This is a genomic window from Pseudoduganella chitinolytica (genome assembly GCF_029028125.1).
In the GTDB taxonomy this organism is placed as follows: domain Bacteria; phylum Pseudomonadota; class Gammaproteobacteria; order Burkholderiales; family Burkholderiaceae_D; genus Rugamonas; species Rugamonas chitinolytica.
On sequence record NZ_CP119083.1, the window covers coordinates 4969405 to 4991573 of the forward strand.

Sequence of the window (22169 nt, forward strand, 5' to 3'; positions counted from 1 at the left end):
TATGATTTCCACGAAACCCAGAGGCAGGCAAAGTATAGAGGACAGCCCGCCCACCGCGATGAAAGTATGGCGAACAGGCATGTCAAAGCGTCATGGCTCCCAAGCCGTGTCGTCCCGTACATGCTGGCGCGGGTCGCGCCGCTGCTTTATGCTCACATGCCATGAAACCCCTTCGCCTCCTTGCCGTCGCGCTGGCGCTGGCCTGCACCGCCACTGCGGCGGCGGCGCCACCGAAAGTGCTGCACGCGCTGCTGTCCACGGGGGAAACGGGGCTCGACCCCGCCGTCGCCTCCGATCTCGCCAGCCTGTCGCTGCTGGAAAACCTGTTCGACCCGATGCTGCGCTACGACTACCTGGCGCGGCCCGTCAAGCTGCAGGCCAACACGCTGGTCGGCATGCCCACGGTCGATGCGGCCGGCACCACGTGGACCTTCCGCCTGAAGCAGGGCATGACGTTTGCGCCGGACCCCGCGTTCGGTGGCAACCGGCGCGAGGTGACGGCGGCCGATTACGTCTACAGCCTGCAGCGCCTGTACGATCCGGCCCTGAAGTCGCCGTGGCTGTTCCTGTTCGAGGGCCGGCTGCTGGGCGACGAGACTTGGCGCGACCGGTTCAGCTACGCCACCGCCATTCCCGGCCTGCGCGCGCTCGACCGCTATACGCTGCAGATCCGGCTGAAGGAGCCCGATCCCGGCTTCCTGTTCTACCTGGCCCTGCCGGCGACGGGCGCCGTCGCGCGCGAGGTGGCCGAACGGTACGGCACCCAGCTGGGCAACCATCCCGTCGGCAGCGGGCCGTTCATGCTGGGCGAATGGAAGCGCAGCGACCGCATCACGCTGCTGGCCAACCGCACCTATCACGCGCGCTATCACGGTGGCGACGTGGCGCTGCGAGGCCGCCCGCTGCCGCTGGTGGACCGGGTCGACGTGAAGATCATGGAGGAGTACCAGTCGCGCGTGCTGGGCTACCTGAACGGCGAGTTCGACTACATCGAGCAGGTGCCCGAATCGATGCGCGACCTCGTGCTCGACCCGGCCGCCGCCACGCCCGCGCTGCAGCCCGCGCTGGCGCGGCGCGGCATGGTGCTGGCGCCGTTCCCCGTGCTGCAGACCTACTACATGTGGATGAACATGGCCGACCCCGTGATCGGCGGCTACACGCCGGGCAAGGTGGCGCTGCGCCGTGCGATCGCGCTGGGCTACAACAGCGCCGAGGACGTGGCGCTGCTGAAAAAGGGCCTGGCGCTGCCGGCCCAGACGCCGCTGCCGCCCAATGTGCTGGGCTACGACCCCGCCTACCGCAGCCCGATCGCCTACAACCCGGCGCTGGCGCGCGCGCTGCTGGAGCGCCACGGCTACCGCAAGGGACAAGACGGCTTCCGCACGCTGCCGGATGGCCGGCCCCTGGTCCTGCGCATGCACAGCGAGCCGTCCATGGTGGGTCGGCTGCGCGATGAATTATGGCGCAAGAACCTGAACGCGCTGGGGCTGCGGGTCGAGTTCATCACGGACAAGAAAACGGAAATCATCAAGGCTTCGCGCCTGGGCAAGGTCATGATGTTCGAGACGAACTGGGTGGCCGATTTCCCCGATGGCGACAATTTCTACCAGCTGCTGTACGGCCCCAACGCGGGCCGCGCCAACTACGCTCGGTTCAACCTGCCGGCGTACAACACGCGCTACGAACAGGCGCGCAAGCTGGCCGACGGTCCCGCGCGGCAGCAGCTCTACACGGAGCTGGCCCAATTGATCCATGCCTACAACCCGTGGGTGCTGCTGACGCATCCGATCTCCGCCGACATCCGGCAACCGTGGCTAAAAAACTACAAGCGCCATCCCGTCGAATTCACCAACTGGCGATATCTGGACATCGACGTGGCCGCGCGCGAGCGGGCGGCTAAAATGTCGCGCTAATGATTGCAACTTGTTGCAACGGATGCATTCCATAAAGTTATGGCAGCGTCCGCAATTTTCATTAGGTGGCGCGATTTACCGCGCGCTACCCTCGAATTCGCCGGGTGCCCAGGCCGGACAGCGCAGTGCCACGACATTGCCGCCGCCAGTGCGCCCTCCAGGACCCCAGCCACGGTGGGGGTCGAACATCTTTGGGAGAGATCCGTGAAAATCAAGAAGCTGGCGCACCTGATGGCGCTGATGGGGGCGGTGAGCCCGGTGGCAGGCATGGCGCAGGAGGCGCCGGGCGCCCAGCCGATGCCGCGCGTGGAAATCACGGGCAGCAGCATCAAGCGCGTCGCCAAGGAAGGCGCGCTGCCGGTGCAGACCATCACGTTCGACACGATCCGCAAGGCCGGCATCACGGACACGGAACAGCTGATGCGGCTGATCTCCGCCAACGGCACGGGCGCCGACAACATGACTTCCGGGAACAACGTGTTCGGCGCGGACGCGGACCGCGTCTCCGGCGGTGCCGCGTTCGCGTCGCTGCGCGGCCTGGGCCCGAACGCCACGCTGGTGCTGCTGAACGGCCGCCGCATGGGCAACCACGGCGGCAGCGGCAAGGCCGTCGACCTGAACGCGATCCCGCTGGGCGCCGTCGCGCGCGTCGAGATCCTGAAGGACGGCGCCTCGGCGATCTACGGCACCGACGCGATCGGCGGCGTCGTCAACTTCATCCTGCGCACCGACTACAAGGGCCTGGAAGCATCCACCACGCTGAACGCCACCGAGGCGGGCGGCGGCATGCAGCGCAGCTATTCGCTGCTGGGCGGCCTGGGCGACCTGAACACGGATGGCTGGAACGTGATGGCCACCGTCACGCACGACGTCGACGACAAGCTGGCATCGCGCCAGCGCGACTTCGCCCGCGGCTACCAGCCGGAACGCGGCCTGTCGCCCGACACCACCGGCACGCCATACGCGAATATCCTGACGGGCGCCGGCACGGCGCTGGGCACCGGCTTCAAGATGCCCGGGGACCCGACCACGTACCTGCAAGCGGGCCTGCTGAGCCTGCAGGGCAAGTGCGATACGGTGCCCGGCATGTCGCAATACGAGACCGACCTGTGGAAGGACGTGACGTCGCCCACGCGCACCCGCTACTCGTGCGCGTACGACTACGGCAGCGACTACCTGATGGCGTTCCCGGTCGAGAGCACGACGGCTCTGGCGCGCGGCACGTTCAAGATCAACGACAGCCACCGGGTGTTCGCCGAGTTCACCGGTTCGCGCACGGAAGCGACGGCGGAACTGACGGCCCTGCAGATCTCCACCAGCCTGGCCAACGGCAATGCGTATCCCGTCAACGGTCCGTACTACCAGGACCTGTCGGCCTACATCCCGAGCTATGACCGTACCAAGCCGATCATCTACAAGTGGCGTGCCACGCCGTGGGGCAACCGCACCCAGCACAACGTGGCGGAAAGCTATCGCGGCCTGCTGGCGGCCGAAGGCACGCTGGCCGGCAAGTACGACTACAAGGTCGGCCTGGCCAAGTCGATCAGCACGACGCAGACGGACCTCGTCGACGGCTACGGCTACACCAGCAAGATCTATGCGGCGCTGGCCAGCGGCATCGTCAACCCGTGGGTGGGGCCAGGCCAGGCGCAGACGCAGCAGGCCACGGACCTGATCGAATCGACCAAGTACCGCGGCGCGTTCCAGCACGGCCGCACGACGATGACGCAGCTGGACGGCTCGATCTCCGGCGAGGTCTTCAACCTGCCGGCCGGCGCCGTCTCGATGGCGGCCGGCTTCGACCTGCGCAAGGAAACCTATTCGTTCGGCCAGGACGTGGACGCGACGACGATCCTGCTCTCGCCGGGCAACGCCAACCTGGACGAGGCGACGCGCTACGTGCGCGCCGTCTACGCCGAGGCGCTGGTGCCCGTGCTGAAGGACCTGGAGGTGCAGCTGGCGATCCGCCGCGACAACTACAGCCTGGTGGGCGCCACGACCAATCCGAAGATCGCATTCCGCTGGCAGCCGACGCAGACGTTCCTGCTGCGCGGCTCGGCGGGCAAGGGCTTCCTGGCGCCGAGCTTCAACCAGCTGTACGCGGGCCGGCTGTCGCAGGAACTGCCGAACGGGATCATCGACCAGCAAGGCTGCGCGGCGAACCCGGGCAACCCGGCGTACTGCGCCATCGAGCGCCTGGATTACCGGACCGGCGGCAACCCGGCCCTGCGCCCGGAAACGTCGAAGCAGGGCACGCTGGGCCTCGTCATCGAGCCATTCAGGAATTTCAGCGCGTCGCTCGACTGGTGGGCCATCAACATCAAGGACCGCATCCTGAACCGCACGCCGCAGACGGTGCTGAACAACTGGCAGTACCTGCCGCAATACATCGTGCGCGATGCCAGCGGCGTGATCGACCACGTGGAAGCGGGCTGGATCAACGCGGCGGGGCTGAAGACACGCGGCGTCGACGTCGGCCTGCGCTACGATGGCAAGTATGCCGGCTACACCTATGCGGCGGTGCTGGACGGGACATACCTGGACAGCTTCAAGTTCGCCGAGTTCGAGGGCCAGCCGTACAAGGAACAGGTCAGCCAGTTCAGCACGCGCGACATCTACCTGCGCTGGAAGCACACGGCCAGCCTGACGGTCGGCAAGGGCAACTGGAGCGCGTTGCTGATGCAGCGCTATGCCTCGGGCTACAACGACCAGGTGCCGAACAACGGCAAGGGCACGCCGCCAGCCGGCTTCGACCCGCGTGTAAAACACTACACGAAGCATGACGTGTCGGTGACCTACACGGGCTTCCCGAAGACCACGCTGACGTTCGGCATCCAGAACCTGTTCGACACCGACCCACCGTTCACCGCGCACAACGTGGATGAAGTGGTGGGGGCCGGCTGGGACCCGCGCGTGGCCGACGCGCGCGGGCGCGCATTCTCGTTCAGCGTAAAGTACAAGTTCCTCTGAGCGATGTCGCGACACGCCGGCGGTTCTGCCGCCTGCTGGCCGCCACCGGCGCGCTGGCGGCGGCACCCGCTTTTTCGAAAGGCAGCAAGGCCATGCCATTTCCACCGCCGATCAAGCCGCGCCGGCTGGCGCCGGGCGACACCGTCGGCCTGATTACCCCGGCCGGCGTGGTCACGCAGGACACCATCGACCGGGCCGTCGCCCATGTCGAAGCGCTCGGCTTGCGCCCGAAGCTGGGCGCGCACCTGAACGCCGTGCACGGCAACTATGCCGGGCTGTGGGCGCAGCGCATGATCGACTTCAATGCGATGTTCCGCGACCCGGAGGTGGCGGCCATCTGGGCCATCCGCGGCGGCTCGGGTGCGCTGCAGCTGCTGCCGCACATCGACTACCAGATGGTGCGGGCGCACCCGAAGATCCTGGTGGGGTATTCCGACCTGACGGCGCTGCACCTGGCCATCAATCGCCACGCCGGCCTCGTGACGTTCCATGGGCCGCTGGCGATGTCCACGCCGTCCGATTACGCCACCCGGCACCTGCTCAATGTGCTGATGGACCCGCAGCCGGAATACGTCATTCCGATGGCGGCGGAGAACGCCCAGCGCTCCCTGACCGCGCCGCAGTACGCCACGCGCACCGTCGTGCCGGGCGTGGCGACGGGGCGCCTGACGGGCGGCAACCTGGCGCTGGTGGCCGCGCTGGCGGGCACGCCGTACGCGGCGGACATCCGCGACAGCATCCTGTTCCTGGAGGACGTCAACGAGGAGCCGTACCGGATCGACCGCATGCTGATGCAGCTGCAGATGAACCAGCCGTTCGGCCAGGCGGCCGGCATCATGCTGGGAGTGTTCGAGGGCTGTACGCCGGCGCCGGGCGAAAGCGCGCTGACCCTGGACGAGACAACCGACCAGCACCTGCGGCCGTTGTCGATCCCCGCGGTCACGGGCTGGTCGTTCGGCCATATCCGCGACCAGTTCACGCTGCCGATGGGGATCCGGGCGCGGCTCGATACGGCCGCGCAGACGTTGACGCTGCTGGAGGCCGGGGTCAGCTGACCCCGGCCTCTCTGGTCAGCGCACCCCCGCCACCGCCAGCGCCGTCATGTTGACGATGCGGCGTACCGTCGCGCTTGGGGAGAGGATATGCACGGCCTTGGCCGCCCCCAGCAGGATCGGCCCCACCGTCACGCCCTTGCCGGCCGCGACTTTCAGCACGTTGAACGTGATGTTGGCCGCGTCCAGCGACGGCATCACCAGCAGGTTGGCGCTGCCGGCATAGCCGCCTTCGGGCTGGTACAGGCGCCGGATGTCTTCCGCCAGCGCCGCATCGCCATGCAGTTCGCCCAGCACCGGCAATGCCGGATCGGATGCCTTCAGCAGCGCAGCGGCCTCGCGCATCTTGCGCGCGGACGGCCGTTCGGACGAGCCGAAGATGGAATGCGACAGCAGCGCCGCCTTCGGCTCCAGCCCGAACTGGCGCAGCTCGGCGGCGGCCAGGCGCGTGATCGCCGCCAGCTCCTCGGCCGATGGGCTGTCGTTGACGTAGGTGTCGGCGATGAACAACGTCATCTTGTCCAGCACCAGTGCGTTCATCGCCGCCAGCACGGACGCGCCCGGGGCCAGGCCGATTTCCTTCCTGACGTGCTGCAGGTGGTCGTCGTAGCTGCCCTGCATGCCGCAGATCAGCGCATCGACCCGGCCTTCGGCAAGCAGGCGGCAGCCCTGGCGCGTCGTGTCGCCATCGGCTTCGACCAGCGTGTAGTCGCTGTCGCGGCGCAGGCGCAGGCCCGCCTGGCGGATCGCGCCTTCGACGGCGGCGGCCGCGCCGATCAGCACCGGATGGCCCAGGCCTTCGTCGACGACGGTCTGCACGGCGCGCAGCACGCGCTGGTCGGTGCCTTCGGCATAGGCCACGCGGCGCGGGTTCGCTTTCGCCTGCGCGAACACGGGCTTCATGAAGAAGCCGGTGTGGTAGATCATCTCGCCCAGCTTTTCGCGGTAGGCGCGCATGTCCTCGATGGGACGCGTGGCGACGCCGGATGCGGCGGCAGCGGCGGCGACGGCCGGCGCGATGGCGGCCATCAGGCGCGGGTCGAACGGTTTCGGGATGATGTAGTCGGGGCCGAACGTCAGGTCCTGTCCCGCATAAGCGGCGGCGACGGCATCGTTGGCTTCCGCCTCGGCCAGGGCCGCGATCGCCGTCACGCAGGCCAGCTTCATCTCGTCCGTGATGCGGGTGGCGCCGCAATCGAGGGCGCCGCGGAAGATGTAGGGGAAGCACAGGACGTTGTTGACCTGGTTCGGGTAGTCCGAGCGGCCGGTGGCGACGATGCAGTCCGGCCGGGCGGCACGCGCCACTTCCGGGCGGATCTCCGGCTCGGGATTGGCCAGCGCCAGGATCACGGGCCGGTCGGCCATGGTTTTCACCATGTCGGCCGTCAGCACGCCGGCGGTGGAGCAGCCCAGGAACACGTCCGCATCGCGCACCACGTCGGCCAGCGTGCGGGCGCTGGTGTCCTGCGCGTAGCGGGCCTTGTTGGCTTCCATGTTGGCGTCGCGACCCTGGAAGATGACGCCCTTGGAGTCGACGACGAAGATGTTCTGCTGCTTGACGCCCAGGCTGACCATCATGTCCAGGCAGGCGATCGCCGCCGCGCCGGCGCCGGAGGCGGCCAGCTTGACGCTGCCGATATCCTTGCCGACCACCTTCAGCGCATTCAGCAGCGCGGCGCTGGAGATGATGGCGGTGCCGTGCTGGTCGTCGTGGAAGACGGGAATGTTCATCCGCTCGCGCAGCTTCTTCTCGATGTAGAAGCATTCGGGCGCCTTGATGTCTTCCAGGTTGATGCCGCCCACCGTGGGCTCGAGCATCGCGATGGCGTCCACCAGCTTGTCCGGATCGAGTTCGTCCAGTTCCAGGTCGAACACGTCGATGCCGGCGAATTTCTTGAACAGGCAGCCTTTACCTTCCATGACGGGCTTGGAGGCCAGCGGGCCGATATTGCCCAGGCCCAGGACCGCGGTGCCGTTGCTGATGACGGCGACGAGGTTGCCGCGCGACGTGTATTCGGCGGCCATGGCCGGATTGGCGGCGATTTCCTCGCAGGCGTAGGCCACGCCGGGCGAATAGGCCAGCGACAGGTCGCGCTGGTTGGACAGCGGCTTCGTCGCGACCACTTCGATCTTGCCGCGCACGGGGCTGCGGTGGTATTCCAGCGCATCGGTGCGCAGTTGCGTGTCCTTCTCGTTCTGGCTGCTTTCGGTGCTCATTGTGTCTCCTGCGGCTGTTTTGGATGACTGCGCGGCCGGCCCGTTGGGTGGGTTGCCTTGCATCATTGGCCGACATATCGTACATCAATGTCATCATTTGGGTGCTTGGGGGTGTCACGTAGTCCCGGCCTGCCGAGCGTCACGCCACAGCCCACCCCGGTAGAATTAGCGACATGACAATACTCAACCGCACGGCCACGGCGTTCGTGCTGGGCCATCCGCTGCGTTTCGCGCTGCAGTGCCTGACGGGTTTCCGGGCCAACCAGGGACTGCTGCTGGCGGGTGCTGTCGCCTATTATTCGCTGCTGTCGATCGTGCCGCTGCTGATGCTGGTCGTGGTGGCCCTGTCGCACGTGATCGATCCGAAGGAGCTGCTCGACACGATCGGGCATTACCTGGAATGGCTGGTGCCCGGCCAGTCGCGCGCCATCGTGGACGAGGTGGCGCATTTCCTCGACCACCGCGACCTGGTCGGCTGGTTCCTCGTGCTGACGATGCTGTTCTTCAGCTCCCTGGCGTTTACCGTGCTGGAAAACGCCATGTGCGTGATCTTCATCCACCGCGTGGCGGTGCGGCGGCGCCACTACCTGATCTCGGCCGTGCTGCCGTACTGCTACATCCTGTGCCTGGGGATCGGCGCGCTGGTCGTCACCCTGGTGGCCGGCAGCCTGCAGGTCATCGGCGCGGAAAGCGTGCGCCTGTTCGGCTATGAATGGTCGCTGCACGGCCTGTCGGGCGCCCTGCTGTACCTGATGGGCCTGGCGGGCGAAGTGCTGCTGCTGTCGTCGATCTACATGGTGATGCCGGTGGGACGGCTGTCGTGGCAGCATGCGCTGATCGGCGGCGTGACGGCCACCGTGCTGTGGGAAATCGCCCGGCATGTGCTGGTGTGGTACTTCTCCACGCTGTCGCAGGTGAACGTCGTGTACGGCTCGATGACGACGGCCATCGTCGTCATGTTCAGCCTGGAGATCGGCGCCACCTTGTTGCTGTTCGGCGCCCAGGTCATTGCGGAATACGAGAAGGTGGCGCGCGGGGAGACGACGCCGGCAACGCCGCTGACGACGGCTTGACGAAGTTGGCCTGGCTACGCCGGCGGCAGCGCGATGACGAAGCGCGCGCCGCCCAGTGGCGACGTCTCGATGCGCAACGTGCCGCCATGCAGCGATACGGCCTTGCCCGCGATCGACAGTCCCAAGCCGAAGCCGCCCGTGTTGCGGTCGCGGCTGCGGTCCAGGCGATAGAACGGCTCGAACACTTTTTCGCGCTCCTCTTCCGGGATGCCGGGACCGTCGTCCTCGACGACGATCACCACGCCGCCCAGCTTGCGCGAGGCCGACAGCGCGACCTGGCCATTGGCATATTTCTGGGCATTGCGCAGCAGGTTGCCCGTGGCGCGCATCAGCAGGCGGCAGTCGCCGTAATAGGTGCCGAGGCCGTCCGGCACCGAGACGTCCAGCGACACGGCGGCCGGCGGCAGGCCGTTGGCGCACGCGCGCAACGCTTCCGTGACGTCGAAGGTCTCGTAGCGCAGCGGCTGTTCGCTGTCCAGGCGCGCCATGCCCAGCAGTTCGCTGACGAGCGACTTCAGCTCCGTCAGGTCGCCCTGCATGCTGTTGATGCGCTTTTGCAGCACGGTGTCGCCGACCGTGTCGTACAGCAGCTCCAGGGCGAACTCCAGCCGCGCGATGGGCGTGCGGATCTCGTGCGAGACGGAGTGCAGCAGGCCGCGCTGGCCTTCCAGCAGCGTCTCGATGCGGTCGGCCATGTGGTTGATGCGTTCGGCCAGCGGGTAGATGCTGTCGTCCGGCTTCATCTGTGCCCGCGCCTTCAACTGGCCCGCGCCGAAGCGGTCGGCCACCTTCATCAGGATCTGGAGGCCGCGCCAGTGGGAGCGCGACCAGATGCCGATGGGCACCAGCAGGGCCAGTGCGACGATGACGTAGCGCACCGCCTCCATCTGCAGCGCCACCTTGATATCGATGGGCAGGTTCTGGGCGTAGATCGCTTCCTCGTTGCTGCCGATGTACTTGTCGCCCGTCAGGTCGACACGGCGCAGCAGCGCCTTGTTGGCGATGTCGATGACGACTTCGCCCCGCTCGAACGCCTCGCGGCCGCGGCTGGGCAATTGCCGGCGCGCGCTGGCCAGCGGAATCAGGTCGAACCGCACGTCCGACACTTCGCGCACCTTGTTCAGGCGATCCAGCCAGCCATCCACCGGGGCCTGGTCGACATACTGCTCCAGCAGGAAAATCTGGGCGGCGGCCTGGTTGCGCGCGATGCTTTCCAGCGGGTCGCCGAACAGCCGGTTGATGGCGAAATACACGATGAACGCCGCTACGCTGATCGACAGCATCACCAGGACGAAGAAGCGGAAGAACAGGCGGTTCATGTTGCCATTGTATAAGAACCAAGTCCTGTAAAACCACGTCGACAGTTTTATGACAAAACGACGACAAGTCGCGGTGGATTGCATTGTTGCAGCTGGATAAGATGGAAATCCTTGTTTTCTAATGGAGCCGCTGTGAACCTGGACTGTCCCACCGCTGCCAACGGTTTTGCCGCTGTCGCGTGATAGCGCTGTCGCCGCGTTGAGCAAATGCATTTTCCGGCCAGATAACATTGGAGTACTTAAACTTTCGGAAATGCACAGCATGTTCAAGTTCTTCGCACCTGCCGTGGCAGGCATGTGCGGTACGGCGTTCGCGCAGACGCCCGCCAGCAATCCCATGCCGGATGGGAGCCGTGATATGTATATTGGACTCGGTGTGCAGGCGGTGCCCCGCCATGCCGCCGCCATGCGCCAGGTCGCCTGGAGCGTCGGGCTGTGCAGGTTCCGCATGGGGCTTGCTGAGCGATGCCCGGCGTTGCCATCGGTGAAAGCGTCCCAGCCGGTCGGGGGTAAGCTCCACGTATCGGCGTCATGGGCGTTGCCTTACCGGTGAGGACGTCAATGGCCGTCCACCGCTCCCTCCTCGTGTTGTTGCTGTGCGCGGCGGTGCCGGCCCTCGCGCAGGCACAAGCCATGCAGGACAGCGGCTGGGTCAGCTATCGCGATGCCTACCGGGCGATGGTGTCGTTCGCCAAGTACGGCAAGGCCAAGAATTTCCTGCAGAACCATTACCAGGTGGCGCCGCGGGACGGCACGCAGTCGCTGGATGGATTGCGCTTGACGCTGTCGGGTCGCACCACCCAACTGAACCTGCCGCTGGACGTCACGGGACGCACCACGTTCCCGCTGCTGAAGGCGGCCTACGACGAGAACGCGCTGCTGGTGCTGAACCGCAAGATCAGCCACTTTACGTTCCAGCCGCGGCTGTCGATCGTGGCGCGCGTCGATGGCCTCTACGAAGGACAAGACCTGCGCACGGCCTGCGACCAGGCGCTGCAGTATATGCGCTACACGGACCCCGGCTACAACGGCCGCCACTGTGCGGGCGTGCGCTTTGCGTTCATGAAGAAGAGCGATGCGACCGTGCGGGTGCGCGATCCGGAGCGGGAGGTGACGTTGCCGCCGGAAGAGGGACCGGCGTTCGACGGTGACGCCAACGCCGGCTTCCGGGTGATGGTGTACCGCTTTGCCGACTGGCCGGAGCGGGTCCAGGTAATCAGCCAGAATGCACCGGTGGCGATCGCACCGGTGCTCGAGTGAGAGCGCTACATCCAGGCGGAAGGGGAGAACAGGTAGCCCTCGCCCCAGACGGTCTTGATCTTTTCCGAGTCCGAATCGTCGAACTTGCGGCGCAGCTTGGAGATGCTGTTGTCGATGCTGCGGTCGAGGCCGTCGAATTCGATGCCGCGCATTTTCTTCAACAGGGCATCGCGCGACAGCACGGTGCCGGCCGACTCCGCCAGCACCAGCAGCAGCTTGTATTCGGTATTGCTGAGTACGCACGGCTCGCCGCGCCACGTGACGGTGCGGTCGCTGGTGGCGATCGACAGCGCGCCGAACGTCAGCATGTCGCTGGCTTGCTTGTTCTGGGTGCGGCGCAGCAGCGCGCGCAGGCGGGCCAGCAGCACGCGCGGCTGTACGGGCTTGTTGATGAAGTCGTCGGCGCCTTGCTCCAGCAGCGACACCTCGTCGTAGGAATCCTCGCGCGCGGTCATGATCAGGATGGGAATCTTGGTGAGATCGCGCAACTGGCGGCAGACCAGCATGCCGTCCAGGCCAGGCAGCATCAGGTCCAGTACCACGATGTCCGGTGGCGCGGCCTTGAAGCGTGCCACGGCTTCGTCGCCGCGGCTCACCACGTCCACCTTGAATTCATAGCCCGCCAGGTACTCCGTGACCAGGTCGGCCAGGCGGGCATCGTCCTCCACCAGCATCACTCGATACATAGCAATTCTCCTTCTTGCAACATTTTATAAGAGCGCTGCGCGTCAGCGGAAAAACCTTCTCATATTATGACAATCTGATACATAAACGAGACGATTTCCGACGTTGCTCTTGCCTACGGGAGAATTGCCGTACCGCCTCACAGCGCGCGGGCGATCAGGAGCTTCTGGATGTCGCTGGTACCCTCGTAGATCTGGCACACCCGCACGTCGCGGTAGATGCGCTCGACGGGGAAGTCGGACACGTAGCCGTAGCCGCCATGTACCTGGATCGCATCCGAACAGACCCGCTCCGCCATCTCCGACGCGAACAGCTTGGCCATCGCCGCCTCCTTCAGGCAGGGCAGGCCGGCATCCTTCATCGCCGCCGCATGCAGGATCAGCTGGCGCGCGGCCTCGATCTGCGTCGCCATGTCAGACAGCTTGAACTGCACCGACTGGTGATTGAAGATCGGCTGGCCGAACGTTTCGCGGTCGCGCGCATACGCCAGCGCAGCCTCGAACGCCGCGCGCGCCATGCCCACCGACTGCGACGCGATGCCGATGCGTCCGCCTTCCAGGCCCGACAGGGCGATCTTGTAGCCCATGCCTTCCTCGCCGATCAGATTTTCGGCCGGGATGCGGCAGTTGTCAAAAACGATCTGCGCGGTGTCCGACGAATGCTGGCCCATCTTCTGCTCCAGCCCGGCGACGATATAGCCCGGCGTGGACGTCGGCACCCAGAACGCGCTGATGCCTTTCTTGCCGGCCGTCTTGTCCGTCACGGCCATGACGATGGCCACGTCCGCATACTTGCCCGACGTGATGAACTGCTTGACCCCGTTCAGCATGTACTGGTCGCCGTCGCGCGTGGCCGTCGTGCGCAGCGCGGCCGCGTCGCTGCCCGTGTGCGGCTCCGTCAGGCAGAACGCGCCCAGCATCTCGCCCTGCGCCAGCGGGCGCAGCCACTGCTCCTGCTGGCGCGCATTCGCGTACATCATCCCGATGCTGCAGACGGGGCAGTTGTTGACGGAGATGATGGTCGATGTCCCGCCGTCGCCCGCCGCGATTTCTTCCAGCACCAGCGCCAGCGAAACGTAGTCGAGGCCGGCGCCGCCCAGCGCCTCGGGCACGGCCACGCCGAACGCGCCCAGCGCCGCCAGCTCCTTCAGCTCCGCCTGCGGAAAGTAGTGTTCCTTGTCCCACCGCGCCGCATTGGGCGCCAGCCGCTCGCGCGCGTAGGTGCGCAGCGCATCGCGGATCATCTGGTGTTCTTCGCTCAGTACCATGTCTCTTCCATTCTTATGTTGTCCAGCCGTAGTCCAGCTCGTGTCCCACCACGGGGTCAGTCACCGCGGTGGGACACGGGCTCTGCTGTGCCGCTGGCTGAGTTACCAGCCGATCGCCTTGCCGTCGTAGGTCAGGTAAGCGGCCTGGTCGGATGCTGGCAGGTTGGCCAGCGTGTGGATCATGCCGGCCGCGCTTTGTTCCACCGTGATGTCCGCCGCGGCACCGCCCATGTCCGTCTGCACCCAGCCCGGATGGAACGCCACGCACGTGGCGCCCTGGCGGCCGAACGTCAGTGCGGTGTCGATCAGCACGGAGTTCAGCGCCGCCTTGCTGGCGCGGTACAGCGAGCCCATCGCGCTGTGGCGTTCGCTGAGCGAACCCATCCTCGAAGACAGCACGGCCAGCCGGCCATTGGCGCTTGCCACCAGCGGCGCCAGGATCGGCAGCAGCCGCATGGCGGCCAGCACGTTGGTGTGCATCACGTTGTCGAAGTCGGCCTGGACGGGAAAGCCCTCGTGTCGTGGGCCGTACACGCCCGCGTTGAGGATGGCGACATCGAGATGCTCGCCGTCCAGCTTCCAGCCCAGCCCGGCCACCGCTTCGACGTTCGTCACGTCCAGCGTGTGCACTTGCGCTCCCATAGCGGCGAGCGCGTCGCAGTCGGCCGGCTTGCGGGCTGTGGCGATCACGCGCCAGCCCGCCTGCAGGTACTGGCGCGCCAGCTCGTGGCCGATGCCGCGCGAGGCGCCGATGACGAGCGCTGTCGCCATTACACCAGCTCGATGCCGACCGCCGTCGCTTCGCCGCCGCCGATGCACAGCGACGCCACGCCGCGCTTGCCGCCGCGCTCCTTCAGCGCGCCCAGCAAGGTGACGATGATGCGGGCGCCGGATGCGCCGATCGGGTGGCCCAGCGCGCAGGCGCCGCCATGGACGTTGACCTTGCTGTGCGGGATGTCCAGCTCGTGCATCGCCGCCATCGGCACGGCGGCGAAGGCTTCGTTGATCTCGAACAGGTCGATGTCCGCCACCTTCCAGCCGTTCTTCTTCAGCAGCTTCTGGATCGCGCCGACCGGGGCCGTCGTGAACTCGTTCGGGGCCAGCGCGTTGGTGGCGTGGCCGACGACCTTGGCGATGATCGTTGCGCCCAGTGCCTTGGCGGTCGATTCGCGCATCATGACCAGCGCGGCGGCGCCGTCGTTGATCGACGACGACGAGGCGGCCGTGATCGTGCCGTCCTTTTTGAACGCGGGCCGCAAGGAAGGGATCTTGTCCAGCTTGGCTTTCTGCGGGCCTTCGTCCTTGTCGATGACGGTGTCGCCACCGCGGCCGGACACGGTCACGGGCACGATCTCCCAGGCGAACTTGCCACCGGTCGTGGCAGCCTGCGCGCGCTTGACGGATTCGATCGCGTACGCGTCCTGCGCCTCGCGGGTAAAGCTGTACTTGGTCGCGCATTCCTCGGCGAACGTGCCCATCGAGCGGCCGCCGCCCGTTTTCTCGTCCTTGCTGTAGGCGTCTTCCAGGCCGTCCAGCATCATGTGGTCGAACATCATGCCGTGGCCGATGCGGTAGCCGCCGCGTGCCTTCGGAATCAGGTACGGCGCATTGGTCATCGATTCCATGCCGCCGGCGATGACGACGTCGGCGCTGCCGGCCACCAGCTGGTCATGCGCGAAGATCGCGGCCTGCATGGCCGAGCCGCACATTTTCGACAGCGTGACGGCGCCCGTGGACGTCGGCAGGCCGGCCTTCAGCAGCGCCTGGCGCGCCGGGGCCTGGCCCTGCCCGGCCATCAGGCAGTTGCCGAAATAGACGTGCTCGACGAGTTCCGGCTTGATGCCGGCACGTTCGACGGCCGCCTTGATGGCGACGGCGCCCAGGTCGTTCGCGGACAGGCTGGAAAAGTCGCCCTGGAAGGCGCCCATCGGGGTGCGGGCGGCGCCGACGATTACGATAGGATCGTTCATTTACTAGTCTCCAGTGAGGGCAGCGCAGGGGCCGCCGATGATTGATAACAGAAACGTACCGATTGGGGGTACGGGAAAACGTCTTCGATGACGCCGTCCAGGATGCGCCGCTGGCGCACCTGCCACCATGCGGCGGTCAACAGGTCGGCGTGGTGCTGCATGAACGCCTTGCGGATCCTGGCGTTCCCCAGCAGGAACTTGCCGAACTGCTCGGGGAACACGTCGTGCTTGCCGATCGGGTACCAGGGTTCGGACGACATCTCGTCCTCCTCGTTGCGCGGCTCGGGAATCGTGCGGAAGACGCAGTCGGTGAGGTACTCGATCTCGTCGTAGTCGTAGAACACGACCCGCTTGTGCCGGGTGACGCCGAAATTCTTGTACAGCATGTCGCCCGGGAAGATATTGGCGGCGACCAGGTCCTTGATGGCGTTGCCATACTCGACGATGCCATGTTCGATGGCCGCGTCGTTTCCGGCCTGTTCCGCATTGGACAGCCACATGTTCAGTGGCACCATGCGCCGCTCGATGTAGAGGTGGCGGATGATCAACTGGTCGCCGTCCTCCTCCACCAGCGACGGGGCATGCTTCTTCAGCTCCGCCACCAGTTCTTCGGCAAAGCGGGCGCGGGGGAAGGCGACGTTCGAGTACTCGAGCGTATCGGCCATCCGGCCCACGCGGTCGTGGTGCTTGACCAGCAGGTATTTCTCCTTGATCTGCGCGCGCGTCGTGTCCTTCGGGGCCGGATAGAAATCCTTGATGACCTTGAAGACGTAGGGGAACGAGGGCAGCGTGAACACCAGCATGACGAGGCCGCGGATGCCGGGTGCCGATTCGAACAGGTCGGAGGAGTGCTTCAGGTGCTGCAGGTAGTCGCGGTAGAACAGCGTCTTGCCCTGCTTCTGCAAGCCGAGGATCGTATAGATCTCGCTGCGCGGCTTGCGCGGCAGGATCGTGCGCAGGAACTGCACGTAAGCGGACGGCACTTCCATGTCGACCTGGAAGTAAGCCCGCGTAAAGGAAAACAGCACGACGATGTGCTCGCGCTCCGTGAGGATCGTGTCAAGGACCAGCTCGCCATTGCGGTTGTGCAGGATCGGGATGACGAACGGCAGCTCGTTGTCGCCATTGATGGCCTTGCCGACGATGTAGGCGCCCTTGTTGCGGAAGAACAGGCTCGACAGCACGTGGAACTGCGCGTTGGGCGCCAGCTCGTCGCCGAAGAACGACTGCAGGCGCGCCTGCACCATGGACGCGTCGCGCGACAGGTTGGCGAACTTCGCGTCCAGCTGGAAATTGGTGACGATGCGCGTCAGCGTGAAATGCATGCCGTCGGCCGCGGGATAGTAGACGCGGTAGGTTGGCAGCAGCTCGTCCGTCTCGATGTATTCCGTCGACACGACGGGGCGGACAAAAATGAACGCGTTATGGAAATAGCTGCGGTGCAGGATGTTGCAGCAGACGGAATTGAAGAACGTCTCGGCCAGCTCCGGCTGCTTGTGGCCCGACAGCATGCCGATGTAATGCAGCTTGGCCTCGCGCCAGACCTCGTCGTGCAGCTCGGCGGGATCGTACTCGTCTTCCAGCAGCTGCACGCATTCCTGCACGCGGCAGTCATAGAAGTCGATGCGCTCCCGCGCGGCCTGCTGGGCCACGGCCCACTGGCCCTTCTCGAAATAGCGACGCGCGTCCTGGCTGGCCTGGCGGAACAGCCGGTAATGCTTGTCGAACCCCTCGCGGATGGTGCGCGCGATGTCGAAAGCAATCTGGGACGACAGCAGTTTGGGAAAGGCCTGGCTCATCGGCATCTCGCGAAGATAACTGCCGAGTCCGTGTCCACCTTGGGGTCACACCCCGACAAGGACACGAGCTCGACAGTAATGCAGCTGAACTCGTGTCTATGTCGGGGTGTGACCCCACAGTGGACACAAGCCCGGCTGTAAATCCCCAGCTTACTTGGTTTCGGCGAACAGTTCACGGCCGATCAGCATGCGGCGGATTTCGCTCGTGCCCGCGCCGATTTCGTACAGCTTGGCGTCGCGCCACAGGCGGCCGACCGGGTATTCGTTGATGTAGCCGTTGCCGCCCAGCGCCTGGATCGCTTCGCCCGCCATCCACGTGGCCTTTTCGGCGCTGTACAGGATCGCACCGGCGGCGTCCTTGCGCAGTGCGCGCACCTGTTCCGGCGAGGTGGCGCGGTCGCAGGCCTGGCCGACGGCGTAGACGTAGGCCTTGCACGCCATCATCGTCGAGTACATGTCCGCCAGCTTGCCCTGCATCAGCTGGAATTCGCCGATCGGCTGGCCGAACTGCTTGCGGTCGTGCACGTACGGCACGACGACGTCCATGCAGGCCTGCATGATGCCCAGCGGGCCGCCGGACAGCACGGTGCGCTCGAAGTCCAGGCCGGACATCAGCACGTTGACGCCTTTACCTTCGCCGCCCAGCACGTTCTCGGCCGGCACCTCGCAGTCCTCGAACACCAGCTCGCCCGTGTGCGAGCCGCGCATGCCCATCTTGTCCAGCTTCTGCGCGATGGAGAAGCCCTTGAAACCTTTTTCGATCAGGAAGGCCGTCATGCCGCGCGGGCCCGCTTCCAGGTCGCTCTTGGCGTAGACGACCAGCGTGTCCGCATCCGGGCCGTTGGTGATCCACATCTTGGTGCCGTTCAGCACCCAGCGGTCGCCCTTGAAGTCCGCACGCAGCTTCATGCTGACGACATCGGAGCCGGCGTTCGGCTCGGACATCGCCAGCGCTCCCACGTGCTCGCCCGAGATCAGCTTCGGCAGGTACTTGCGCTTCTGCTCTTCCGTGCCGTTGCGCTTGATCTGGTTGACGCACAGGTTCGAGTGCGCCCCGTACGACAGGCCGACGGAGGCCGACGCCCGCGAAATCTCTTCCATTGCGACGATATGCGCCAGGTAGCCCATGTTGGCGCCGCCGTACTCTTCGCCGACGGTAATGCCCAGCACGCCCAGCTCGCCCATCTTGCGCCACAAGTCCATCGGGAACTGGTCGCTGCGGTCGATTTCCGCCGCGCGCGGGGCGATTTCCGCGGCCGCGAACTGCTGGACGGCTTCGCGCAGGGCGGCGATGTCCTCGCCGTGGTCAAAGGTCAGGCCTGGGAGATGGAGCATGTCTTCCTCGTCTTCTGGAAAATAGTTATAGATCGCAAATCATACGCCGATGTGACGTTAACGTAAACGTAAAGCCCGCCGGCTTATTTTGGCGCCGTCGCAGCCTGGCGTTCGGCCAGCAGGCGCTTGCATTCTTCCTCGTGGGCGGTGATCTCGGACAGGGACATCTCGATGTCCTCGCGCTGCTGTTCCAGCGTTTCGCGGTGCTGCGCCAGCACCGTCAGGAAGCGGTGCATCTGCGCCTCCGTGTCCTTGGGCGACTCGTACATGTCGACCAGGCTCTTGATCTCCGACAGCGACAGCCCCAGCCGCTTGCCGCGCAGGGTCAGCTTCAGGCGGGTACGGTCGCGCGGCGTATAGACGCGGTTGCGCCCGCCGGCTCCCTCGCGGGACGGGCTCAACAGGCCCTGGTCTTCATAAAAGCGGATCGCGCGGGGAGTGATGTCGAACTCGCGTGCCAGTTCGGTGATGGTGTAGGTCGGCATGGCTTACAATGGTGGATCGAGGTTTCCGTTTACGTAACGTAAACTGCATTGTAGCCCCTCCGCCGGGCGCCAGGAAAGAACGCCGATGAACCCACTCGAATCCCAACTCCACTACCCGCTGGGCGACCAGGTGCCCGCCCCGGGCGACGCGCTGCCGGTGGCGCCGGGCATACGCTGGCTGCGCCTGCCGCTGCCGTTTGCACTGGATCACATCAACCTGTGGCTGCTGGACGACGTCATCGACGGCGTGGCCGGCTACACGGTGGTGGACGCCGGCGCATCGACGGAGGCCTCGCGCGCGGGCTGGGAAGCCATCATGGCCAGCCAGTTCGACGGCAAGCCCCTGCTGCGCGTGCTGGCCACGCACTGCCACCCGGATCACGTCGGCCTGGCGGACTGGCTGTGCACCCGCTGGCAGGTGCCGCTGGCGATGACGACGGGCGAGTATGGCTTCGCGCGCATGATGGCGGCCGCGCTGCCCGGCGTGGACGGCACGGCGGCCCTGCCGCATTTCGAGCGGCATGGCCTGACCGACCCGGACATGCTGGAGAAAATGCGCAGCCGCAAGAATTACTACCCGACTCTGGTGCCGTCCGTCCCCCAGGGCTACCAGCGCCTGCAGGACGGCCAGGTCGTCGACATCGGCGGGCGCGGCTGGCGCGTCATCACGGGATTCGGCCACTCGCCCGAACACGCCTCGCTCTACTGCGCCGAACTGGACGTGCTGATCTCGGGCGACATGGTGCTGCCGCGCATCTCGACGAATGTTTCCGTGTTTGCCGTCGAGCCGGAGGGCAATCCGCTGCAGCAGTACCTCGACTCCCTGAATAAATTTCATGGCCTGCCGGACGAGGCGCTCGTGCTGCCGTCTCACGGCCGCGTGTTCCGGGGCCTGCACACCCGCATTGCCCAGCTGCGCGACCACCATGCGGCGCGCCTGGAAGAGGTCGTCGATGCGTGCCGCGAGCCGCGCACCGCGGCCGAGATCGTGCCCATCATGTTCCGCCGTCCGCTGGACGCGCACATGCTCAGTTTCGCCCTGGGCGAGGCGCTGGCACACCTGCACAAGCTGTGGCGAGACGGTATCGTGCGACGTGAAAGCGACTCAGGCGGCATGATACGTTTTCGTACCGCTCAATGACAAAGTAGCGGTTTCGTTGCAATTCGGCAGTGCATTATTCGGTAGCTTTTTTGTAAGTAAAGGGCGGTTGCAGCCACCCTCGACTTCGTGTCGCTCGGCGTATTGCTAGAATCACAATGGATGTGTCCGTTGTGCCAATGAAACAGGCAAACCCATAAAGGGTCTGTTTTAGCTTGCAAGTTAGCTTGCAGGTCGGTACTGTGATCGATTGGAGGTTAAAATGTTAATTTTAACTGCGACAATTTGTCACAATCGGTCTGAGCACGCTTGAGACTGACATTCATGCTGTGACATGAAATAGTGCAACTATGAATTCTTCGAATGAACGCGAAAGCTTTAGCCAGCGGCTACAGCAGGCATTGAAAAATGCTCACTATTCTCCTGACAGCCCGACCCGGCTGGCGCGGGAATTCAACATCCGTTTCGATGGCCGGCCCATTACCGTCCACGCGGCCCGGAAGTGGTTGGTGGGCGAGGCTATCCCAACGCAGGAAAAACTGCGCATGATCGCGCAATGGCTGGGCGTGCCGGCCGAGTGGCTGCGCTTTGGCGGCCCGGAAGCGGCCGCTCCAGCGGGTGAAGCGGGCGGCAGCCTGTCGCGCTTCGAATCGGCCGACGTCAAGCTGATCGCCGACCTGCAACGGCTGGACGAGCATCACCGCCAGATCGCACGCGAGTTCATCCGCATGCTCGTGCGGGTGAATTACCAGAAGTGATTGCCGGGTTCGGCCCCTGTGCCGGACCTGCGCCTCAGCCGTTCAAGCCGTTCCAGCGCGGCGCCCCAGCCTGTTCCAATCCCAGCAAGTCGATCACGCGCGCGACCGTATGGTCGACGATGTCGTCGATCGTCCGTGGCTTGTGATAGAAGCTGGGCAGGGGTGGGAAGACGATGCCGCCCATTTCCGTGACGGCCGTCATATTGCGCAGGTGCGCCAGGTTGAAGGGCGTTTCGCGCACCATCAGCACGAGGCGGCGACGTTCCTTCAACGTCACGTCCGCCGCGCGGGCGATCAGGTTGTCCGACAGGCCATGCGCGACCGCCGCCAGCGTCTTCATCGAGCAGGGCGCGATGACCATCGCATCCGTCTGGTAGGAGCCGCTGGCAATGGTGGCGCCCACGTTGTGGGGCTTGTGGACGATGTCGGCCAGCGCTTCCACGTCGCGCCGGGCCATGCCGGTTTCCTCATGCAATGTGAGGACGGCGGCGTCCGAGATCACCAGGTGGGTTTCGATGCGCGGTGCCGCAGGCGCGGCACCGGCGGCGGGCACATTCAGCGCCCGCAGCGTTTGCAGCAGTCGCACGCCATACACGGCGCCGGTGGCGCCCGTGATGGCGATGACGATCCGCCGCGGGCGGTCAGCCATTGTTTTGCAGCAGCGCCTTCAGTTCGCCCGATTCGTACATCTCGCTCATGATGTCCGAGCCGCCGACGAACTCGCCGTTGACATACAGCTGCGGGATGGTCGGCCAGTTCGAATATTCCTTGATGCCCTGACGCACTTCCGGATCTTCCAGCACGTTGACGGTGGCGATGTTCTCGACGCCGCAGGCCTTCAGGATCTGGATCGCGCGACCGGAAAAGCCGCATTGCGGGAACTGGGCGGTGCCTTTCATGAACAGCACCACGGGGGTGCTCGACACGGTTTCCTTGATCCAGTTTTGTACGTCGCTCATAGCTGCCTC

The 22169-nt window shown here is 65.5% G+C and carries 19 protein-coding genes; 8 read left to right on the forward strand and 11 right to left on the reverse strand.

All coding sequences use genetic code 11. The annotated features are described in order from the left end of the window. Positions 1-161: 161 nt before the first annotated feature. The 3 genes from PX653_RS22145 (at position 162) to PX653_RS22155 (ending at position 5938) form a co-directional block, all read left to right on the forward strand. Positions 162-1913, forward strand: a complete 1752-nt coding sequence (locus PX653_RS22145) for an ABC transporter substrate-binding protein (RefSeq protein WP_277414856.1) — start codon at positions 162-164, stop codon at positions 1911-1913. 204 nt (positions 1914-2117) lie between these two features. Beyond that, positions 2118-4883 carry a TonB-dependent receptor gene (locus PX653_RS22150; RefSeq protein WP_277414857.1) on the forward strand — a complete coding sequence of 922 codons (2766 nt, stop codon included), beginning with the start codon at positions 2118-2120 and terminating at the stop codon, positions 4881-4883. Between the two features lie 92 nt (positions 4884-4975). Next, positions 4976-5938, forward strand: coding sequence for a S66 peptidase family protein (locus PX653_RS22155; RefSeq protein ID WP_277414858.1), 963 nt, complete (start codon positions 4976-4978; stop codon positions 5936-5938). Positions 5939-5953: 15 nt separating this feature from the next. Here PX653_RS22155 and PX653_RS22160 read toward each other — a convergent pair whose 3' ends face one another. Continuing rightward, positions 5954-8152 carry an NADP-dependent malic enzyme gene (locus tag PX653_RS22160; protein WP_277414859.1) on the reverse strand — a complete coding sequence of 733 codons (2199 nt, stop codon included), beginning with the start codon at positions 8150-8152 and terminating at the stop codon, positions 5954-5956. Between the two features lie 173 nt (positions 8153-8325). On the opposite strand from PX653_RS22160, the gene PX653_RS22165 reads away from it, so the two are divergent. Further along, positions 8326-9225 carry a YihY/virulence factor BrkB family protein gene (locus tag PX653_RS22165; protein ID WP_277414860.1) on the forward strand — a complete coding sequence of 300 codons (900 nt, stop codon included), beginning with the start codon at positions 8326-8328 and terminating at the stop codon, positions 9223-9225. Positions 9226-9239: 14 nt separating this feature from the next. Here the strand turns inward: PX653_RS22165 and PX653_RS22170 are convergent, their stop codons facing one another. After that, positions 9240-10544, reverse strand: a complete 1305-nt coding sequence (locus tag PX653_RS22170; protein WP_277414861.1) for an ATP-binding protein — start codon at positions 10542-10544, stop codon at positions 9240-9242. Positions 10545-10806: 262 nt separating this feature from the next. Here PX653_RS22170 and PX653_RS22175 point away from each other — a divergent pair, with 262 nt between their 5' ends. Both PX653_RS22175 and PX653_RS22180 read left to right on the forward strand, forming a co-directional pair. After that, complete coding sequence (locus tag PX653_RS22175; protein ID WP_277414862.1) at positions 10807-11097, forward strand: hypothetical protein; 291 nt, start codon at positions 10807-10809, stop codon at positions 11095-11097. 8 nt (positions 11098-11105) lie between these two features. Then, the gene (locus PX653_RS22180; RefSeq protein WP_277414863.1) at positions 11106-11804 is read left to right on the forward strand and encodes a hypothetical protein; all 699 of its coding nucleotides are present in this window, start codon (positions 11106-11108) and stop codon (positions 11802-11804) included. A 5-nt stretch (positions 11805-11809) separates the two neighbouring features. Here the strand turns inward: PX653_RS22180 and PX653_RS22185 are convergent, their stop codons facing one another. From PX653_RS22185 to PX653_RS22215, 7 genes are all read right to left on the reverse strand, one after another. Further along, on the reverse strand, positions 11810-12490 hold the full coding sequence (locus tag PX653_RS22185) for a response regulator (protein WP_277414864.1): 681 nt from the start codon (positions 12488-12490) through the stop codon (positions 11810-11812). A 137-nt stretch (positions 12491-12627) separates the two neighbouring features. Further along, entirely contained in the window at positions 12628-13755 is a 1128-nt protein-coding gene (locus PX653_RS22190; protein ID WP_277414865.1) for an acyl-CoA dehydrogenase family protein, read from the reverse strand. A gap of 102 nt (positions 13756-13857) precedes the next feature. Beyond that, entirely contained in the window at positions 13858-14526 is a 669-nt protein-coding gene (locus PX653_RS22195; RefSeq protein ID WP_277414866.1) for an SDR family oxidoreductase, read from the reverse strand. Beyond that, a complete protein-coding gene (locus PX653_RS22200) occupies positions 14526-15725 on the reverse strand; it encodes an acetyl-CoA C-acetyltransferase (RefSeq protein ID WP_277414867.1) in 1200 nt (399 codons plus the stop codon). Before PX653_RS22200 ends, PX653_RS22195 begins: the two co-directional genes overlap by 1 nt. Then, the gene (gene aceK, locus PX653_RS22205; protein ID WP_277414868.1) at positions 15722-17524 is read right to left on the reverse strand and encodes a bifunctional isocitrate dehydrogenase kinase/phosphatase; all 1803 of its coding nucleotides are present in this window, start codon (positions 17522-17524) and stop codon (positions 15722-15724) included. Before aceK ends, PX653_RS22200 begins: the two co-directional genes overlap by 4 nt. Before the next feature lie 150 nt (positions 17525-17674). Continuing rightward, the gene (locus PX653_RS22210) at positions 17675-18859 is read right to left on the reverse strand and encodes an isovaleryl-CoA dehydrogenase (RefSeq protein ID WP_277414869.1); all 1185 of its coding nucleotides are present in this window, start codon (positions 18857-18859) and stop codon (positions 17675-17677) included. An 83-nt stretch (positions 18860-18942) separates the two neighbouring features. Continuing rightward, on the reverse strand, positions 18943-19344 hold the full coding sequence (locus PX653_RS22215) for a MerR family transcriptional regulator (protein WP_277414870.1): 402 nt from the start codon (positions 19342-19344) through the stop codon (positions 18943-18945). 85 nt (positions 19345-19429) lie between these two features. Here PX653_RS22215 and PX653_RS22220 point away from each other — a divergent pair, with 85 nt between their 5' ends. Next, positions 19430-20485: an MBL fold metallo-hydrolase gene (locus tag PX653_RS22220; RefSeq protein ID WP_277414871.1), complete on the forward strand. Its 1056-nt coding sequence runs from the start codon at positions 19430-19432 to the stop codon at positions 20483-20485. Between the two features lie 503 nt (positions 20486-20988). Then, positions 20989-21201, forward strand: coding sequence for a hypothetical protein (locus PX653_RS22225; RefSeq protein WP_277414872.1), 213 nt, complete (start codon positions 20989-20991; stop codon positions 21199-21201). A gap of 34 nt (positions 21202-21235) precedes the next feature. On the opposite strand, the gene PX653_RS22230 is transcribed toward PX653_RS22225, so the two are convergent. Continuing rightward, positions 21236-21850 carry a UbiX family flavin prenyltransferase gene (locus tag PX653_RS22230; protein WP_277414873.1) on the reverse strand — a complete coding sequence of 205 codons (615 nt, stop codon included), beginning with the start codon at positions 21848-21850 and terminating at the stop codon, positions 21236-21238. Continuing rightward, the gene (grxD, locus tag PX653_RS22235) at positions 21843-22160 is read right to left on the reverse strand and encodes a Grx4 family monothiol glutaredoxin (RefSeq protein ID WP_277414874.1); all 318 of its coding nucleotides are present in this window, start codon (positions 22158-22160) and stop codon (positions 21843-21845) included. The genes PX653_RS22230 and grxD overlap by 8 nt, the downstream gene beginning before the upstream one ends. Between the last annotated feature and the right edge of the window lie 9 nt (positions 22161-22169).

What these genes read in the sequence shown, in the direction of transcription:
- PX653_RS22145 (WP_277414856.1), top strand. Translation starts at nt 162, where the DNA reads ATGAAACCCCTTCGCCTCCTTGCCGTCGCGCTGGCGCTGGCCTGCACC.
- PX653_RS22190 (WP_277414865.1), bottom strand. Translation starts at nt 13,755, where the DNA reads ATGGTACTGAGCGAAGAACACCAGATGATCCGCGATGCGCTGCGCACC.
- PX653_RS22180 (WP_277414863.1), top strand. Translation starts at nt 11,106, where the DNA reads ATGGCCGTCCACCGCTCCCTCCTCGTGTTGTTGCTGTGCGCGGCGGTG.
- PX653_RS22225 (WP_277414872.1), top strand. Translation starts at nt 20,989, where the DNA reads ATGATCGCGCAATGGCTGGGCGTGCCGGCCGAGTGGCTGCGCTTTGGC.
- PX653_RS22155 (WP_277414858.1), top strand. Translation starts at nt 4,976, where the DNA reads ATGCCATTTCCACCGCCGATCAAGCCGCGCCGGCTGGCGCCGGGCGAC.
- aceK (WP_277414868.1), bottom strand. Translation starts at nt 17,524, where the DNA reads ATGAGCCAGGCCTTTCCCAAACTGCTGTCGTCCCAGATTGCTTTCGAC.
- PX653_RS22170 (WP_277414861.1), bottom strand. Translation starts at nt 10,544, where the DNA reads ATGAACCGCCTGTTCTTCCGCTTCTTCGTCCTGGTGATGCTGTCGATC.
- PX653_RS22160 (WP_277414859.1), bottom strand. Translation starts at nt 8,152, where the DNA reads ATGAGCACCGAAAGCAGCCAGAACGAGAAGGACACGCAACTGCGCACC.
- PX653_RS22230 (WP_277414873.1), bottom strand. Translation starts at nt 21,850, where the DNA reads ATGGCTGACCGCCCGCGGCGGATCGTCATCGCCATCACGGGCGCCACC.
- PX653_RS22185 (WP_277414864.1), bottom strand. Translation starts at nt 12,490, where the DNA reads ATGTATCGAGTGATGCTGGTGGAGGACGATGCCCGCCTGGCCGACCTG.
- PX653_RS22210 (WP_277414869.1), bottom strand. Translation starts at nt 18,859, where the DNA reads ATGCTCCATCTCCCAGGCCTGACCTTTGACCACGGCGAGGACATCGCC.
- PX653_RS22175 (WP_277414862.1), top strand. Translation starts at nt 10,807, where the DNA reads ATGTTCAAGTTCTTCGCACCTGCCGTGGCAGGCATGTGCGGTACGGCG.
- PX653_RS22195 (WP_277414866.1), bottom strand. Translation starts at nt 14,526, where the DNA reads ATGGCGACAGCGCTCGTCATCGGCGCCTCGCGCGGCATCGGCCACGAG.
- PX653_RS22215 (WP_277414870.1), bottom strand. Translation starts at nt 19,344, where the DNA reads ATGCCGACCTACACCATCACCGAACTGGCACGCGAGTTCGACATCACT.
- grxD (WP_277414874.1), bottom strand. Translation starts at nt 22,160, where the DNA reads ATGAGCGACGTACAAAACTGGATCAAGGAAACCGTGTCGAGCACCCCC.
- PX653_RS22220 (WP_277414871.1), top strand. Translation starts at nt 19,430, where the DNA reads ATGAACCCACTCGAATCCCAACTCCACTACCCGCTGGGCGACCAGGTG.
- PX653_RS22200 (WP_277414867.1), bottom strand. Translation starts at nt 15,725, where the DNA reads ATGAACGATCCTATCGTAATCGTCGGCGCCGCCCGCACCCCGATGGGC.
- PX653_RS22165 (WP_277414860.1), top strand. Translation starts at nt 8,326, where the DNA reads ATGACAATACTCAACCGCACGGCCACGGCGTTCGTGCTGGGCCATCCG.